This window comes from Sulfitobacter sp. TCYB15, assembly GCF_040435955.1.
In the GTDB taxonomy this organism is placed as follows: domain Bacteria; phylum Pseudomonadota; class Alphaproteobacteria; order Rhodobacterales; family Rhodobacteraceae; genus Sulfitobacter; species Sulfitobacter pontiacus.
On record NZ_CP159193.1, the window covers coordinates 2,698,317 to 2,713,797 of the forward strand.

General features: G+C 59.0%; 17 protein-coding genes. 8 read left to right on the forward strand and 9 right to left on the reverse strand.

Features of this window, described 5'->3' with window-relative positions:
- Nucleotides 1-65: 65 nt before the first annotated feature.
- Nucleotides 66-686 (reverse strand): 30S ribosomal protein S4, encoded by a 621-nt coding sequence (gene rpsD / locus ABM428_RS12970; protein WP_005849596.1) that lies wholly within the window; start codon nt 684-686, stop codon nt 66-68.
- 486 nt (nt 687-1,172) lie between these two features.
- Here rpsD and ABM428_RS12975 point away from each other — a divergent pair, with 486 nt between their 5' ends.
- On the forward strand, nt 1,173-2,096 hold the full coding sequence (locus ABM428_RS12975; protein ID WP_353628003.1) for a response regulator transcription factor: 924 nt from the start codon (nt 1,173-1,175) through the stop codon (nt 2,094-2,096).
- Between the two features lie 15 nt (nt 2,097-2,111).
- Here the strand turns inward: ABM428_RS12975 and ABM428_RS12980 are convergent, their stop codons facing one another.
- Entirely contained in the window at nt 2,112-2,699 is a 588-nt protein-coding gene (locus ABM428_RS12980; RefSeq protein WP_167543134.1) for a DNA-3-methyladenine glycosylase I, read from the reverse strand.
- A 126-nt stretch (nt 2,700-2,825) separates the two neighbouring features.
- Here ABM428_RS12980 and ABM428_RS12985 point away from each other — a divergent pair, with 126 nt between their 5' ends.
- The 3 genes from ABM428_RS12985 (at nt 2,826) to phbB (ending at nt 5,871) form a co-directional block, all read left to right on the forward strand.
- A complete protein-coding gene (locus ABM428_RS12985; protein ID WP_009825218.1) occupies nt 2,826-3,668 on the forward strand; it encodes an EAL domain-containing protein in 843 nt (280 codons plus the stop codon).
- A 121-nt stretch (nt 3,669-3,789) separates the two neighbouring features.
- Nucleotides 3,790-4,965: an acetyl-CoA C-acetyltransferase gene (locus tag ABM428_RS12990; RefSeq protein ID WP_005849602.1), complete on the forward strand. Its 1,176-nt coding sequence runs from the start codon at nt 3,790-3,792 to the stop codon at nt 4,963-4,965.
- 183 nt (nt 4,966-5,148) lie between these two features.
- Entirely contained in the window at nt 5,149-5,871 is a 723-nt protein-coding gene (gene phbB / locus ABM428_RS12995; protein ID WP_005849603.1) for an acetoacetyl-CoA reductase, read from the forward strand.
- A gap of 89 nt (nt 5,872-5,960) precedes the next feature.
- Here phbB and ABM428_RS13000 read toward each other — a convergent pair whose 3' ends face one another.
- The 3 genes from ABM428_RS13000 to ABM428_RS13010 all read right to left on the reverse strand — a co-directional run bounded on the left by ABM428_RS13000 (nt 5,961) and on the right by ABM428_RS13010 (nt 7,214).
- Nucleotides 5,961-6,125, reverse strand: coding sequence for a YdcH family protein (locus tag ABM428_RS13000; protein ID WP_005849604.1), 165 nt, complete (start codon nt 6,123-6,125; stop codon nt 5,961-5,963).
- 112 nt (nt 6,126-6,237) lie between these two features.
- Nucleotides 6,238-6,987 carry a tRNA1(Val) (adenine(37)-N6)-methyltransferase gene (locus ABM428_RS13005; protein WP_132997768.1) on the reverse strand — a complete coding sequence of 250 codons (750 nt, stop codon included), beginning with the start codon at nt 6,985-6,987 and terminating at the stop codon, nt 6,238-6,240.
- A gap of 5 nt (nt 6,988-6,992) precedes the next feature.
- Complete coding sequence (locus ABM428_RS13010; protein ID WP_037944781.1) at nt 6,993-7,214, reverse strand: DUF2007 domain-containing protein; 222 nt, start codon at nt 7,212-7,214, stop codon at nt 6,993-6,995.
- A gap of 59 nt (nt 7,215-7,273) precedes the next feature.
- Between ABM428_RS13010 and ABM428_RS13015 the strand changes: the two genes are divergently transcribed.
- On the forward strand, nt 7,274-8,272 hold the full coding sequence (locus ABM428_RS13015; RefSeq protein WP_132997769.1) for a polyprenyl synthetase family protein: 999 nt from the start codon (nt 7,274-7,276) through the stop codon (nt 8,270-8,272).
- Nucleotides 8,273-8,299: 27 nt separating this feature from the next.
- On the opposite strand, the gene ABM428_RS13020 is transcribed toward ABM428_RS13015, so the two are convergent.
- The 4 genes from ABM428_RS13020 to soxR form a co-directional block, all read right to left on the reverse strand.
- Nucleotides 8,300-9,157: a 4-(cytidine 5'-diphospho)-2-C-methyl-D-erythritol kinase gene (locus ABM428_RS13020; RefSeq protein WP_132997770.1), complete on the reverse strand. Its 858-nt coding sequence runs from the start codon at nt 9,155-9,157 to the stop codon at nt 8,300-8,302.
- The gene (locus ABM428_RS13025; RefSeq protein WP_132997771.1) at nt 9,154-10,872 is read right to left on the reverse strand and encodes a tetratricopeptide repeat protein; all 1,719 of its coding nucleotides are present in this window, start codon (nt 10,870-10,872) and stop codon (nt 9,154-9,156) included. The genes ABM428_RS13020 and ABM428_RS13025 overlap by 4 nt, the downstream gene beginning before the upstream one ends.
- A 217-nt stretch (nt 10,873-11,089) precedes the next feature.
- On the reverse strand, nt 11,090-12,739 hold the full coding sequence (locus ABM428_RS13030; protein ID WP_005849615.1) for an electron transfer flavoprotein-ubiquinone oxidoreductase: 1,650 nt from the start codon (nt 12,737-12,739) through the stop codon (nt 11,090-11,092).
- 152 nt (nt 12,740-12,891) lie between these two features.
- Nucleotides 12,892-13,344: a redox-sensitive transcriptional activator SoxR gene (gene soxR / locus ABM428_RS13035; RefSeq protein WP_132997772.1), complete on the reverse strand. Its 453-nt coding sequence runs from the start codon at nt 13,342-13,344 to the stop codon at nt 12,892-12,894.
- A gap of 93 nt (nt 13,345-13,437) precedes the next feature.
- On the opposite strand from soxR, the gene ABM428_RS13040 reads away from it, so the two are divergent.
- The 3 genes from ABM428_RS13040 (at nt 13,438) to ABM428_RS13050 (ending at nt 15,480) form a co-directional block, all read left to right on the forward strand.
- Nucleotides 13,438-13,821: a VOC family protein gene (locus tag ABM428_RS13040; protein ID WP_353628004.1), complete on the forward strand. Its 384-nt coding sequence runs from the start codon at nt 13,438-13,440 to the stop codon at nt 13,819-13,821.
- A gap of 138 nt (nt 13,822-13,959) precedes the next feature.
- Nucleotides 13,960-14,430, forward strand: a complete 471-nt coding sequence (gene greA / locus ABM428_RS13045; RefSeq protein ID WP_005849618.1) for a transcription elongation factor GreA — start codon at nt 13,960-13,962, stop codon at nt 14,428-14,430.
- A 15-nt stretch (nt 14,431-14,445) separates the two neighbouring features.
- On the forward strand, nt 14,446-15,480 hold the full coding sequence (locus ABM428_RS13050; RefSeq protein ID WP_243250650.1) for a hypothetical protein: 1,035 nt from the start codon (nt 14,446-14,448) through the stop codon (nt 15,478-15,480).
- Nucleotide 15,481 lies beyond the last annotated feature (1 nt).

Here is a 15,481-nt window from a genome sequence, read left to right on the forward strand (position 1 = left end):
AAACGCAAAAAGGGCCACGCCGGTCTTTCCAGCGTGGCCCCTTCGGCATTGATATGCGAGGAACCTTAGTTCTTCGCGTAGAATTCGACCACGAGGTTCGGTTCCATCATGACAGGGTATGGCACGTCGCCCAAAGCGGGGGTGCGCACGAATGTCGCTGTCATCTTGGAGTGATCCGCCTCGATGTAGTCAGGCACGTCACGCTCTGCCAGTTGCGTCGCTTCGAGCAGGGCAACCATTTGCTTGGAACGGTCACGCACTTCGATCACGTCGCCTTCTTTGACGCGGTAGGAAGGAATGTTAACCTTCTTGCCGTTCACTTTGACGTGCCCGTGGTTCACGAACTGGCGCGCAGCGAAAACGGTCGCGACGAATTTGGCGCGGTATACAACGGCGTCCAGACGACGCTCCAGCAGACCGATCAGGTTTTCACCTGTGTCGCCTTTTACACGCTCGGCTTCACCGTAGATGCGGCGGAATTGCTTTTCGGTCAGATCGCCGTAGTAGCCTTTCAGCTTCTGCTTGGCGCGCAGCTGAATGCCGAAGTCGGACATTTTGCCCTTGCGGCGCTGACCGTGCTGGCCGGGGCCGTATTCACGACGGTTCACTGGGGACTTAGGACGGCCCCAGATGTTTTCGCCCATACGGCGGTCAATTTTGTGCTTGGCAGCTGTACGCTTAGTCACGGCTGTTCTCCTTTTTGAGGCCCCCGCAGGATTGCGACGGGCGGTAAAGGGCGTTGTCCTCTGGCCGAAGCCTGACAGGGTTCCCCTTGCGGGGTCCACCAACACCAATCAAGCGGCGCTTATACGGTGCTGCGGGTTGGAGTCAATGCACGAACTTGGCCCAATTAGCCTCAAATCGTAGCTTATTAGGCAGCAGCGGCCGGGAAGTCCGTGAAAATGCGCATTTCGATGAACGCTCCGCCGCCCTACGTCATGTGACCCGCTGAACGTTGCCTTAAAATCGCCAAAATCGTTAACAAAAGGTTAAAGCGAGCACTATTAAGTTGAAAAGTTAACGATTGTCACGCAGCATCAAGGTGTTGAACGGTTTGAGGGGGCTAGTGTGACGCATAACATGGGCTATCGCGGCGGATACCGTTGGCATCCAATGCACTTCATCGGAACTCGTAATGCAGTTGTGGTGCATCGCGTCGAAAGACCACGCACATGAGGATCTTGGCCGTCGAGGACAATCAAGATCTGCGTAATTTGCTAGAAGAATATCTTCGGACGCAAGATCACGAATATGTCCGCACGGCCGCCTCCGGCAAGGAAGCGCTTGAAATCATCCATAGCGCGCCTGTTGTTTTCGACTGCCTACTGCTCGACATCCAGATGCCGGAAATGTCCGGCGTAGAGCTGATCCCCCACATCCGACAAATCGACGGGTACGAATTTGTGCCCATCATCATGCTCACCGGCGTGAAGAACAGCGAAAGCATCGCGAAATCCTTCGTGGCGGGCGCGTGGGACTATATCATCAAACCCTTCGAGTTTTTCGATCTTGAGGCACGCATTCATGGTGCGGAAATGCGCAACGCCGAATTTGTCCGGCACCTGAAACGCCCGCATGAATCCCCCAACCAAGAGAATTTCGACGTTCTGAAAGAGCTCGCGCTCGACCGTCCGATGTCGCCGTCCGAGCTTTCCGAGAGCGGCCTTGTCCCGCAGGACGCCTTTGAAAACTGCATTATGCGCATGCAATCCGAGTTTGGTGGCGGCATGCAGATCGCTGTGATCGTGCTGCAGAACTTTGCGGATGTGCTTTCGCAGGTTCCGCAAGACCAGCGCGTCGAGTTTTCCGTCGGATTGGCACGCAGGTTGACCGATGCGCTCAGCAGCGTGAACCTTATCGTGACATATCGATCAAACGGCACCTTCGCCGCGCTCTCGCCCGCGCTTAAAACGCAATCCACGCTCAATATTGCTGACGTGGTGAAGAACGCGGTCCAGACCTCGCCAGAGGCAGCATGTCATCGCGATATCGTGGTCAACGTCGACTACTGCCGCACCAAGGCATTCTCGACCAGCGGCGACACGATTGTGATGCTTGACCAACTCGCAAAGCGCCTAAGTTCCGTTACCGCCTAACACGGTCAAAGTGACCTAGCCGGCGTCCCAGTCATGTTTGGGCCTTTGCGCCACAGCCTGATGACGGGGACAGCACGTCAAATGGTCATTCACCATGCCCACAGCCTCCATGAACGCATAGACGATTGTCGGGCCGCAGAACTTAAACCCCCGTTTTTTCAAGTCAGCCGATATCTGCTTTGAAAGCGGCGTCCATGCGGGAACATCCGACTGACGCTCAAACCGGTTTTGCAGTGGCTCGAACCCCACGTATTTCCATAAATACCGATCAAATCCCTCCTTCTTTTCAATCTCTTGCCAAACGCGTGCATTTGTAATCGCCGCCTCGATCTTTCCGCGGTGGCGGATAATGCCGGGGTTGGCGAGCAAGCGTTCAACCTCGGCTTCACCCCATGTGGCAATGACATTAGGGTCAAAACCGGCAAAAGCCTCGCGGAAATTCTCTCGCTTTTTAAGTATCGTGATCCAACTCAGCCCTGCCTGAAAGCCATCAAGGATCAGTTTTTCCCAAAGCGCGCGGCTGTCATACTCCGGCACACCCCAGTCAGTGTCATGATAATCCAGATAAATTTGCTCTGGCCCCGCCCAATCACACCGCTGCATCCGCATCCCCTTCTCCGACGGATCTGGCCGGATAGCTAAAATTTGTACTGCATTGCCGCGTTAACCCGGCGTTACAAGTTTCCGCGCCAAGGTGACATGAGTACAGCGATAAATGGAAGCGCCACTTTGGAAGATATATCACCACACCCGCTCGCCGATCTGCCCGAGGGGACGAAAAACCCGCTCGACTACGCGCTGACCCAACGCGACGGCAGCACATTGGCCATGGTCAGGGCTGCTGTCGCGCATAATCAGACATTGATGGCATACCAGCCTGTCATGCGGGACGCGGACGACCCAAAAATCGCCTTTTACGAAGGTTTCATTCGTATTCTGGATCCCACTGGTCGCGTCATCCCCGCCCGCGAATTCATGCCCGTGGTCGAGAAGACCCAGCTTGGCCGCGAGATTGATGTGCTGTCGCTCCATGCGGGGCTTGCCGCGCTGAGCGAAAACAAAGGGTTGCGCCTCTCGATCAACATGTCCGCGCGCTCTATCGGGTATGCGGGATGGACGACCCTTTTGAACCGGTGGCTGTCGCGCGACGGCACCATTGGCGAGCGTCTCATCCTGGAAATTAGCGAAAAATCGGCGATGCAAATGCCCGAACTCGTCGCCAGCTTTATGGACCAGCTCCAGACACGGGGCGTTTGCTTTGCATTGGATAACTTTGGCTCTGACTACATCGCCATCCGCTATTTGAAAGAGATGTTCTTTGACATTCTGAAGATCGACGGGCAGTTCGCCCGCGGCGTAAGCGACCACCCCGACAATCGTGCAATCGTGTCGATCATGGTGTCGATCGCGCGCAACTTCGACATGATAACCGTCGCTGAACAGGTGGAAAATCAAGACGATGCATCCCTGCTTCTCGCGCTTGGGGTCGATTGCCAACAGGGTTTTCTGTATGGCGCACCAACCACCCAACCCTACTGGCAGAGCACGCCAGAAGAGCGCAAAAATGCGTAAGCGAACATGGCGCGATTGCCGCATGTGCAGCAATGGGATATGTCCAAACCATAGAAGACGGGGGAACGGGGAAACGCCGTATTATATTACCCCACGTCAGTAGTTCAGGGGAAGAACACATATGACCAACGTTGTCATCGCATCCGCAGCGCGCACGCCTGTCGGCAGCTTCAGCGGATCCTTTGCAAATACACCCGCGCACGATCTGGGCGCCGCGGTACTGAAAGAGATCGTCGCACGTGCAGGCATCGACCCTTCCGAGGTCAATGAAACAATTCTGGGTCAGGTTCTGACCGCCGCTCAGGGGCAAAACCCTGCCCGTCAGGCACATGTGAATGCGGGTCTGCCTATCGAAAGTGCTGCATGGTCGATCAACCAGGTCTGCGGCTCTGGTCTACGCGCGGTCGCTTTGGCAGCGCAGCACATCCAATTGGGCGACGCCGATATTGTGGCAGCCGGTGGTCAGGAAAACATGTCGATGAGCCCCCACGCACAAAATCTGCGTCCGGGTCAGAAAATGGGCGACATGCAACTTATCGATACGATGATCCGCGACGGTCTGTGGGATGCGTTCCACGGTTACCATATGGGCCAAACAGCTGAAAACGTTGCCGCTAAATGGGATATCAGTCGCGACGCCCAAGACGCATTCGCGGTGGCCTCGCAGAACAAAGCCGAAGCCGCCCAGAAGGCCGGTAAATTCCAGGACGAAATCGTGCCTTTCACCGTCAAAACCCGCAAGGGCGAGGTGGTTGTCGATCAAGATGAATACATCCGCCACGGTGCCACGATGGAAGCGATGCAGAAACTGCGCCCCGCCTTCACCAAAGACGGTTCCGTCACAGCAGCCAATGCGTCCGGCCTGAACGACGGGGCCGCTGGCGCATTGCTGATGTCCGCAGACAACGCCGAAAAGCGCGGCATCACACCTTTGGCGCGCATCGCGTCCTATGCGACCGTTGGCTTGGACCCGACGATCATGGGGGCCGGCCCGATCTATGCATCGCGTAAAGCGCTTGAGAAAGCGGGTTGGAAGGCCGAGGATCTAGACCTTGTCGAAGCCAACGAAGCCTTCGCGGCGCAGGCCTGCGCGGTCAACAAGGACATGGGGTGGGATCCATCGATCGTGAACGTGAACGGCGGTGCCATCGCAATCGGCCACCCCATCGGTGCCTCCGGCGCCCGCATCCTGAACACCCTTTTGTTCGAGATGCAGCGACGCGGCGCGAAAAAAGGCCTCGCGACCCTGTGCATCGGCGGTGGCATGGGCGTGGCCATGTGTCTTGAGCGCCCATAACGCTGTATAATCGATCAAGCGTGGCGCGTGTTCGGCAAGAACGCGCGCCACGCGAAAAACATCTGCTTTTTCCCTGCGTAAACTGTTGCAATGAATTTCAAGCCTGACTACAAATTCCCCACGTAATTAAATTACGAAATTAACAAGGCAAACGAAACAACATTGCCTTAAGGGGAGAGATTTATGTCACGTGTTGCACTTGTAACAGGGGGAAGCCGCGGGATCGGGGCGGCTATTTCCACAGCTTTGAAAGACGCCGGATACACCGTCGCGGCAACATATGCCGGGAACGACGAGGCAGCCGCGCAGTTTACAGAAACCACGGGCATCAAAACCTACAAGTGGAACGTCGCCGACTATGACGACTCCAAAGCCGGGATTGCCAAAGTCGAAGAAGATTTAGGCCCGATCGACGTGGTCGTAGCAAACGCAGGCATCACCCGCGACGCACCTTTCCACAAGATGACGCCCGACCAGTGGAACGAAGTGGTTGGCACCAATTTAACGGGTGTTTTCAATACGATCCACCCGGTTTGGCCTGGCATGCGCGAACGCAAGTTCGGTCGGATCGTCGTCATCAGCTCGATCAACGGGCAGAAAGGTCAGTTCGCCCAGGTGAACTATGCCGCGACCAAAGCAGGCGATCTGGGCATTGTGAAATCACTCGCTCAGGAAGGCGCGCGTGCCAATATTACCGCGAATGCGATCTGCCCCGGCTATATTGCGACGGATATGGTGATGGCGGTGCCCGAGAAGGTGCGCGACTCTATCGTGGCGCAAATCCCGACCGGCCGCTTGGGCGAACCCGAAGAAATCGCCCGCGCGGTTGTATTCCTCGTCAGTGATGATGCGGGCTTTATCAACGGGTCCACGATCACCGCAAATGGTGCGCAGCATCTGGTCTAAACGGCCGGCATGAACGCAAAAGGCCAGCGCATTTCGCGCTGGCCTTTTTGTCGGCGGCCCAATGGGCACGCCAACGAAATTATAATCTATCAGGCGGAAAGCCGGGTAATTTCCTCTTTCAAGCGCAGCTTTTCCTTTTTCATATTCGCAACCTTTAGCCCGTCCATACTCGGCGATCGTTGGGCCTGTTCTACAGCGTCACTCATTGCCAAATGCTTCCGTTTCAGAGCATCCAGATGTGCGTCAAAAGCCATGTAACTCTCCTTAGGTTATGTTGCGTAGAATGATTGAAGCACGAAATATTCCACCTGTCACGCGGCAGCGCAGCAAAACTATCGACAAGTTGAGATATCGGCGAGAGGCTGCTTAGAATGGCAGCGCTGCGCCCTCGCGCAGGACCGCTCGTATTTCGGGCACATAGCTGTCGCCGTCGCTTAAATGTTGTGCGCCTTCGTGCATGATAAGGGGCGCGTTCAAGCGAAACGCCCCCCGCCCGCTTTTGCGCGCACGCAGGATGACCAGTTCAGCCATGCGACCAATGCGCGGTGCGATCGGCAGCACCTCTATGCTGCCCATATCATGGGGTAGCGCGCGGATCAGATCGGGCAGGCGTTCCGCCCGATGGATAAAATGCGCCTGCCCTTTCGGGGCAAGGCGTTTGGCCGCGATCTTGACCCAGGTTTCCAAAGGGGTCGCTTCACCCAAGGCGGTTTCACGACCGGTATTCGTCGCAGCGATAGAGGCGTGGCGATCAAAATACGGCGGGTTGGCAAGAACGTGGTCAAATTGTCGCTGCCGCAGGGCCAGCGGCATGGCATCAATGTCGGCCTCAACCACTTCAAATGTTGGATTATTGCGCCGTGCAAGCGCGGCATAGGCAGGCTGGATCTCGACCCCCGTCAGTTGCAAGCCCGGCACCCGCGCGCCCAGACAAAGCGACGCCGCCCCTACCCCGCAGCCCAGCTCTAGCACGCGCTGACCGGCCTGCGCCGGAACCGTTGCAGCCAATAAAACAGGGTCGACGCCCGCACGGTAGCCTTTACGCGGCTGCCACAAATGCAGCTTGCCGCCCAGAAACGCATCCCGCGTGAGCGCGTCGGGGTCAAAGACGTCCACAGCGGTTATTTGGGCAGCCCGGTGGGGATGTCGTTGTCGCGCAACACCCGCGTTGCGGCGGTGTGATCGTCGTCGTGCACCATCAAGCGGCGGGGGAAAATGCCGATCCCGCCTTCAAGCACGCTCATGTTTACGTCCAGCGGAAAGCAGTCTATATCCTCGCCCTGAAGAAGGGCGCTGGCAAAGGCGATTATTGTCGGATCGGTTGTGCGCAAAAGTTCCTTCATAACAGAGATGTAAGGGCAATCGACGTTGATTGTCGAGCCTTCCAATTAGGGTCGTGTAAATGACGAGCGAAAACACCCAGAAACCACATGACCGGATGGCGGCCTATCTCAACGCGGATATGACCGCGGTGAACGATCTGATCCGCGACCGCATGGCGTCAGAACATGCGCCGCGCATCCCCGAGGTCACGGCCCATCTGGTAGAGGCAGGCGGCAAGCGGCTGCGCCCGATGCTGACCCTCGCTGCGGCGCGTTTGTGTGGCTATGACGGCCCCTACCACGTGCACCTTGCCGCCACGGTAGAATTCATTCACACCGCGACCCTGCTGCACGACGATGTGGTTGATGAAAGCGCGCAACGTCGTGGGCGGCCGACGGCCAACTTGCTGTGGGACAACAAATCTTCGGTGCTGGTGGGCGATTACCTTTTCGCGCGCAGCTTCCAGCTGATGACCGAGACGAATAACATGCGCGTGCTGGCGATCCTTGCCAATGCCTCCGCCACGATTGCCGAGGGCGAGGTACTGCAACTGACCGCCGCGCAGAATCTGGCCACGGATGAAGGCATCTACCTACAGGTCGTGCGCGGGAAGACAGCGGCGCTGTTTTCGGCGGCGACGCAGGTGGGCGGGGTGATTGCCGCGGCCCCTGACGCACAGGTTCAGGCCCTGTTTGACTATGGTGATGCCTTGGGGATCGCGTTCCAGATCGTTGATGACCTGCTGGACTACCAAGGCGACCCGAATGCTACCGGCAAGAACATCGGCGATGACTTCCGTGAGCGTAAGCTGACCCTGCCCGTGATCAAGGCGATCGCCAAAGGCGACGCGGCCGAACGTGACTTCTGGACCCGCACCATCGAGAAGGGCAAGCAGGAGGACGGCGATCTTGAACACGCTCTGTCGCTGCTGAATGCACATGGCACTCTGGATGAAACCAAGGCAGAGGCGCTGGCATGGGCGGAACAGGCCAAGACTGCGCTGAACACCCTGCCTGATCATGATCTGACGCAGATGCTGCGCGATCTGGCCGACTACGTCGTCGCGCGTATTAGCTAGTCGTCCCCCCATTGGGGCGCGTCGAAGCTACCCCAGCATCGGTGCGGCGGTGACCCACCAACCGGGCTGTGCCGCGGCAATACGCGTGACGGCGCGCTGCGCCAGTGCCTCGGTCTCGTAAAGGCCAAAGCAGGTCGCACCAGAGCCCGACATACGCGCCAGCAGCGCGTCCTGTAGGCTGCCCAGACAATCTGCCACCTCTGGCACCACCTGGATCGCCGGTGCCTCCAGATCGTTGCGCTGTGTGGCCAGCCAGGCGGCGAACGCAGGCGCGCTGGTGAATGCGGGCAGCTCTTTGGGCATGGGCGCGTTGGCGCGGGACTCGAGCCGCGAGAAGACCTCGGGCGTGGCGGCGGATTTATTCGGGTTGATCAGCACCAGCCAGCAGGGCGGCAGCTTGGGCGAGGGCGTCAATCGCTCGCCGATCCCCTCCATCCGTTGGGGGGTGTCATGCAGGCAAACCGGAACATCGGCACCCAGTCGCGCCACGTCCTCGGGCACCGGCAGCCCCCAATGCGCCGAGAGCAAGCGCAGCGCCGTGGCCGCATCCGCTGATCCTCCGCCGATCCCTGCCGCGGCGGGGAGGTTTTTCGTCAGATGCAACCGCGCCCCCCTGCCCGCGCCCGCGTCCAGCAGCCTTGCCCCACGCACCACGAGGTTGCGATCATCATGGGGGGCGGCACCGCCATAGGGACCATCGATAAACAGCTCAAGCTGGTCAGAGGGAGATACCGCGATCCGGTCGCCCACGCCGGCGCGCACCACAAGACTATCCAGCAGATGGTAGCCATCGCTGCGCTGCCCAGTGACATGCAGGGTCAGGTTCACCTTGGCCCAGGCGAAACCCGCGTTGGCAACACCGAGGGCAGCGGCTTGGGTCGTCATTTCTCGGCAGAGGCTTTGCTAAGCGGCTCGGCCCCTTCTTCGGCCAATACCGCGTCCAGTCCCACCTCGAGTTTGCGGCGCATGCGGTCGGGATCGGCCTCGCTGTCTTTGTCTTCTGGATCCACAAACGATAGCGCCCGACGCCATTGGAATTCAGCCTCGCGTTGACGGCCAACGGACCAGTAAACGTCACCCAGATGGTCGTTGACCACCGGATCGACGGCGACCAGTTCAACGGCCCTTTCCATCTGGTCGACGGACTCTTCGTAGCGGCCCAAACGATACAAGACCCAGCCCAGTGAATCGACGATATAGCCTGATTCAGGGCTCGCCGCGACGGCGCGTTCGATCATGTTCAACGCTTCGTCCAGATTGCGCCCCTGTTCCACCAGCGAATAGCCGAGGTAGTTCAGCACCTGCGGCTGATCGGGGTTAATCTTGAGAGCGGCGCGAAAATCGCGTTCGGATGCCTCGCCATTGCCAGAGCGTTCTTCGGCAATGCCGCGGGCGTAATACAGCACCCAGCGTTGCGGATTGCTGTCGGGTGTCAGCTCTATCGCGCGGTCATAGGATTTGATTGCGGCCTTGAAGTTGTCCTGCGCCCGCAACGCATCGCCCAAGGCGGAATGGACCGACGGCAATGTGCCGTGGCTGCGGGTCAACTGTTGCAGAACCTCGATCGCCTGTTCCGGTTTGTTCGACCGTCGCAGCGCCGCCGCACGCCCGAGTTCGGCTGCGTGATAGGCGGGGTTGTCGGCGGGTACGTCCTGCAGTTCCTCGATCGCAAGCTCGTACTGGCCGATGTTTTCCAGCAGATCCGCGGTCAGCAACAGGTCGTCGATATGATCGGGGCGCAGGTAACGCGCAATGCGCGAATAAAGCAGCACATAGTAGTCACCGGCACTTTCATTGCGCAGCACGGCCGCGAAGGTAAAGAAGACTTCGGCAATGCCTGCCTTGGCATCGGGGATCTGGGTAAAAGCGACCTGCCCCTCCCCCTGCAAGGCGGCGACCAAGCCGTCAAGTTCGGGGTCGCTGCTGGCCCCGAAACTATCGGTCAGCAGCGCAAGAGCCTGTTCATTCCGCCCGAGCTGGCCAAGGATTTCCGCCCGCGCGATCACACCGCGCCGTGTCTGCCCTGCCGATCCCGCTTGGTTCGAAGCAAAGATCGCCTCTGCTCCTTCGTAGTCGCCGACGGACGCCAGTGCCAAAGCCTTGTGATACAACACGAACCCCTGCATGCCGGCTTCTTTGCTCAGATCGTCAAACTGGGTGATGGCAGCGGTCATGTCGCCCACGCCCACATGCGCCCAGGCCTTGACCAAACCGTCCACCCAAGGGCCGATCCCGCCCTCGTCTGCGGATTGTTCGATCAGGCCCGCATAGTTTTCTTCCTGTGCCATGCCAGCGGTTGTCACCAGATAGGCGATCTGCCCGGGCTGGTCCGACGCGGCCATGATGCGCGCCAAAGGCAGGGCGCGGTCGATATCCCCTAGCGAGAGCAGCGCCAGAACCGTGCTTTCAAGGAATTCGGGGTTCTTGGGATCAAGCGCCAGCGCCTCGCCATAATACTTGGCAGATTCCGCAAAATCACTGCGCACCGCAGCATGCCGACCGGCAAGATAGGCCCCCGCCGCCGATTGCGCCTGTACGGGCATTGCAACGGCTCCGGTCAGCGCCAAAACGCTTGCGGTCAACAGAAGGTTACGGATCATACTGGCACGCCTCGTTTGTATTTGGCGCAAGGCTAACAGGTTCACGACCAAGCGCAATGCCGCCTATCCAAAGGGACATCCCGCTTATCCTCTATCGGCGGAACCTTGCATGAAAAAAGGCGCGCCGCAGCACGCCTTTGATCGATTTCATCCAGTAAGTGATGCTTACACGTCAGGCCCGCAAGCGACGCTTACAGATTAGGCCCGTAAGCGACGCTTACATATTGGGATAGTTCGGGCCATCCCCACCCTGCGGCGTGGTCCAGACGATATTCTGCGTCGGATCCTTGATGTCGCAGGTCTTGCAGTGCACGCAGTTCTGGAAGTTGATGACAAAGCGCGGATCCTTGCCGTCTTCCTCGACGAATTCATACACGCCCGCAGGGCAATACCGCGCCGAGGGGCCAGCGTATTCCGGCAGGTTGATGTTCACCGGCACCGACGGGTCCTTCAGCGTCAAATGCGCGGGCTGGCTTTCGTCGTGGTTGGTGAATGAAAACGCCACGTTGGTCAGACGGTCAAAGCTGAGCTTGCCATCGGGCTTGGGGTAATCGATCTTCTTGTGCTTGTCGGCCTTTTCGGTCGCTTCAGCATCGGATTTACCATGCCCCAGAGTCCCCAGCAGCGAGAAGCCGAAAGTATTGGTCCACATGTCGAACCCACCCACGGCGAGCGAGGTCACAAGGCCGTACTTGCTCCACAACGGTTTGACGTTGCGCACTTTTTTCAGGTCTTTGCCGATCTCGCCGCTGCGGACATCTTCCTCATAGGCGGTCAGCTCGTCACCGGCGCGGCCCGCCTGGATCGCGTCATAGGCCGCTTCGGCGGCAGCTTTACCCGACAGCATCGCGTTGTGGTTGCCCTTGATGCGCGGCACGTTGACCATGCCCACCGAACAGCCCAGCAACGCCACACCGGGTGCGACCATCTTGGGCATCGACTGGTAGCCGCCTTCGGTGATGGCGCGCGCGCCGTAGGCCACGCGCTTGCCGCCTTTCAGCAGCTCGGCAACCATCGGGTGGTGCTTGAAGCGCTGGAATTCCATGTAGGGGAACACATGCGGGTTTTTGTAGCCAAGGTGGACAACGAAACCGACGTACACCTGGTTGTTTTCGATGTGATAGATGAACGACCCGCCACCCGCGTTGCTGTTCAAAGGCCAGCCCATCGTGTGGGTCACGGTGCCCTCTTTGTGCTTGGCGGGGTCGATCTCCCAGATTTCTTTCATGCCAAGGCCGTATTTCTGCGGCTCTTTTCCGGCGTCCAGATCGTATTTCGCAATCACCTGCTTGGACAGGCTGCCGCGCACGCCTTCGGACAGGAAGACGTATTTGCCGTGCAGCTCCATGCCGGGCTCATAGCCGTCGCCCTTGGTGCCATCGGCGCTGATGCCGAATTCACCCGCCACAACGCCTTTGATCTCGCCATTGTCGCCATAGACAAGCTCTGAGCACGCCATACCGGGGAAAATCTCTACCCCCAACTCTTCGGCCTGTTCTGCCATCCAGCGGCAGACATTGGCCATGGAAACGATGTAGTTCCCGTGGTTGTTCATCAGCGGCGGCATGGGGAAGTTCGGCACCCGGATTTTACCCGCCTCGCCCAGCATGTAAAAGTTGTCTTCCTCGACCTTGGTCTTGATCGGCGCGCCTTTTTCCTTCCAGTCGGGCATCAGGGCGTCCAGACCGATCGGGTCCAGAACCGCACCCGACAGGATATGCGCCCCCACCTCGGAGCCCTTTTCCAGCACGACCACATTGCAGTCGGCGTCGAGTTGTTTCAGACGGATCGCGGCGGATAGACCGGCAGGGCCCGCACCGACGATAACGACGTCATATTCCATTGCTTCGCGTTCAACTTCGGCCATTTGGGGCTCCTCTTCGGGCAGAAAACGGTTTGGATTTCGCTAAACCAGCACGGTCGCTATTGCAATCGCAACACAGCGTAAATTAGCGCACCCACGACAGTTTGCATCTTAAATGTTGCAGGTGCAGCAATATTGTTTCGCATCGCAAAATGCTAGCTGCGCGGATCTCCCATTAGATAGCGCGGCCCCTGCCCTTTCTCCCCCGCGCGGTCTTGAGGGTTATAAAGCGCACAGGCCTGCAGGCTCAGGCAGCCGCATCCGATACATCCACCTAGGTCGTCACGCAGGCGGGTCAACGTCGCGATCCGTTCGTCCAGCGTTGTACGAAACGCTTGACTGATACGCGCCCAGTCCTCTTTGGTGGGGGTGCGCCCATCTGGCAGGCGATCCAGCTCTTGCTTGATCTGCGGCAAGGTAAAGCCGAATTGCTGCGCGATCATCACAAAGCTCAGCCGCCGCAGATCGGCACGCTCGAACCGCCGCTGCCCGCCGTTGTTGCGCCACGGTTTGATCAACCCTTGCGCCTCGTAATAGCGGATGGCGGACACCGCCAAGCCTGTGCGCCGCGCCAAAGCGCCAATCGACAACCCATCATTCACCGCCATAGACATTCCCCGAAATAATCCTTGACCTAAAGTTAGGTTTAGAAATTACACACCATAGGGTCAACGTCACAAACACGAAAGGAAGACCCGACAATGCCAGCACAATTGGAACATGCAAACATCACCGTAACCGACCCGCAAGCCACTGCCGCCTGGATGACGCAGATCTTTGGCTGGCGTATCCGCTGGCAAGGCGATGCGATAGCGGGCGGACATACTATTCACATCGGAACCGACAGCTCATACGTGGCGCTTTACACACCGAAAAAGACGCCGGCCACGGGCACCAGCAGCTATGACACCACCGGCGCGCTGAACCATATCGGGGTGACCGTCGATGATCTGGACGCCGCCGAAACCTTGGTCAAAGCGCAGGGGTTCACGCCGGTGAACCACGCCGATTACGAACCCGGGCGGCGCTTCTATTTTCGCGATCACGACGGTGTTGAATACGAGCTGGTCCAATACGATGACTAAGCGCGGATTGCCGCGGACGGGCTGACTCTGCTCTTGCAATCGCGGGGCAGTTTGGGTCAGGTAAGGATCAATTCAAATCGGTTGCACCCTCGGACGACAGTTCGGGGGCTGTGACCCTCATTGCGTGGACGCCCCCTGATGGAAAAAATCCCCATGACCCGCGCCGGTCACACGGCTTTGGAAACCGAACTCAAGCATCTGAAGTCGGTTGAACGCCCTGCCATCATCAAAGCCATCGCCGAAGCCCGCGAACACGGCGACCTGTCCGAGAACGCCGAATACCATTCCGCCAAGGAAAAGCAGTCCTTCATCGAAGGCCGCATCAAAGAGCTCGAAGGCGTGATCTCCCTTGCGGATGTGATTGACCCGGCCAAGATGTCCGGCGCGATCAAGTTCGGCGCGACCGTGACCCTCGTGGACGAGGACACCGACGAAGAGAAGACCTACCAGATCGTTGGTGAATACGAGGCCAACATCGAAAAAGGTCTGCTGAACATCAAATCCCCTATCGCCCGCGCCCTGATTGGCAAGGAAGAAGGCGACAGCGTCGAGGTGCGGACACCCGGGGGGGACAAATCCTATGAGGTTCTCAAAATCGTCTACGCATAAGCCGGGGACAAAGAGATGACCGACAAACCGCAGCTGACACCGAACGCGCCGCGCCAATCCGCGCGGTCTACCCCCTTTGGCGTCTATTCGCGCCCGAACGACGGCGGGATCTCGAACATCGAACTCATCGCCGCAGTGCTAAGTGCTGTGTGGTTGCTGGGGTCCGCGATCTTTTTCTTGATGCTGCCGTCGGATCAGCAACCCGATACGGGCGGTGCCGGCTTGCGGTTCCTGATGACGATGCTGGCGATCTTCATGCCCGTTGGCATGATCTGGGTCGCCGCCACAGCGGCCCGCGCCAGCCGTGTCATGCGCGAGGAAAGCAAACGCTTGCAGGCCGCGATCGACGCGATCCGGCAGGCGTATATCGCGCAACAGCAAGGGCAGAACCTTGGCGCAGACGCGACCGTCGCACGCAAGCTGGATGAAATTGCCGCCGCCGCCCGCAAGACCGAAAGCACGCTGGCCACCTTCCAAAGCCGCCGCGACGCCAGCACCCGCCTTGCGCCTCTCAAGCCTGCGGTGGTCGATGACCAGCCTGCGCTGGCGCTTGGCACCTCGGCCGCGGATATGACCCCGCCGCTGTCGCATGAAGATTTCATTCGCGCGCTGAATTTCCCCGAAACCGCAGAGGATACCGAAGGCTTTTCGGCGCTGCGCAAGGCGTTGAAAGACCGCAATGCATCCCAGCTGGTGCAGGCGTCGCAGGACGTGCTGACGCTGCTTAGTCAGGACGGTATCTATATGGATGACCTGCGCCCCGACCGTGCACGCCCCGAAATCTGGCGCCAATTTGCCCAAGGGGCCCGAGGCCGTCCGATCGCAGCTTTGGGCGGTATCCGTGACCGGTCCTCGCTGGCGCTGACCAGTGCCCGCATGAAACAAGACCCGATCTTCCGCGATGCCGCGCATCACTTCCTGCGCCGTTTCGACCGCGCCTTCGCCGCCTTTGAAGCCGAGGCCTCTGACGCCGACATCTCGGCACTGACCGACACGCGCACCGTGCGGGCCTTCATGTTGCTGGGCCGCGTGGCGGGGACGTTCGACTAGC

Bases quoted from the DNA above. Each gene is read 5' to 3' on its own strand.
- ABM428_RS12975 (WP_353628003.1), top strand. From the start codon at position 1,173: ATGAGGATCTTGGCCGTCGAGGACAATCAAGATCTGCGTAATTTGCTA.
- ABM428_RS12980 (WP_167543134.1), bottom strand. From the start codon at position 2,699: ATGCAGCGGTGTGATTGGGCGGGGCCAGAGCAAATTTATCTGGATTAT.
- ABM428_RS12990 (WP_005849602.1), top strand. From the start codon at position 3,790: ATGACCAACGTTGTCATCGCATCCGCAGCGCGCACGCCTGTCGGCAGC.
- phbB (WP_005849603.1), top strand. From the start codon at position 5,149: ATGTCACGTGTTGCACTTGTAACAGGGGGAAGCCGCGGGATCGGGGCG.
- ABM428_RS13000 (WP_005849604.1), bottom strand. From the start codon at position 6,125: ATGGCTTTTGACGCACATCTGGATGCTCTGAAACGGAAGCATTTGGCA.
- ABM428_RS13010 (WP_037944781.1), bottom strand. From the start codon at position 7,214: ATGAAGGAACTTTTGCGCACAACCGATCCGACAATAATCGCCTTTGCC.
- ABM428_RS13015 (WP_132997769.1), top strand. From the start codon at position 7,274: ATGACGAGCGAAAACACCCAGAAACCACATGACCGGATGGCGGCCTAT.
- ABM428_RS13020 (WP_132997770.1), bottom strand. From the start codon at position 9,157: ATGACGACCCAAGCCGCTGCCCTCGGTGTTGCCAACGCGGGTTTCGCC.
- ABM428_RS13025 (WP_132997771.1), bottom strand. From the start codon at position 10,872: ATGATCCGTAACCTTCTGTTGACCGCAAGCGTTTTGGCGCTGACCGGA.
- ABM428_RS13030 (WP_005849615.1), bottom strand. From the start codon at position 12,739: ATGGCCGAAGTTGAACGCGAAGCAATGGAATATGACGTCGTTATCGTC.
- soxR (WP_132997772.1), bottom strand. From the start codon at position 13,344: ATGGCGGTGAATGATGGGTTGTCGATTGGCGCTTTGGCGCGGCGCACA.
- ABM428_RS13040 (WP_353628004.1), top strand. From the start codon at position 13,438: ATGCCAGCACAATTGGAACATGCAAACATCACCGTAACCGACCCGCAA.
- greA (WP_005849618.1), top strand. From the start codon at position 13,960: ATGGAAAAAATCCCCATGACCCGCGCCGGTCACACGGCTTTGGAAACC.
- ABM428_RS13050 (WP_243250650.1), top strand. From the start codon at position 14,446: ATGACCGACAAACCGCAGCTGACACCGAACGCGCCGCGCCAATCCGCG.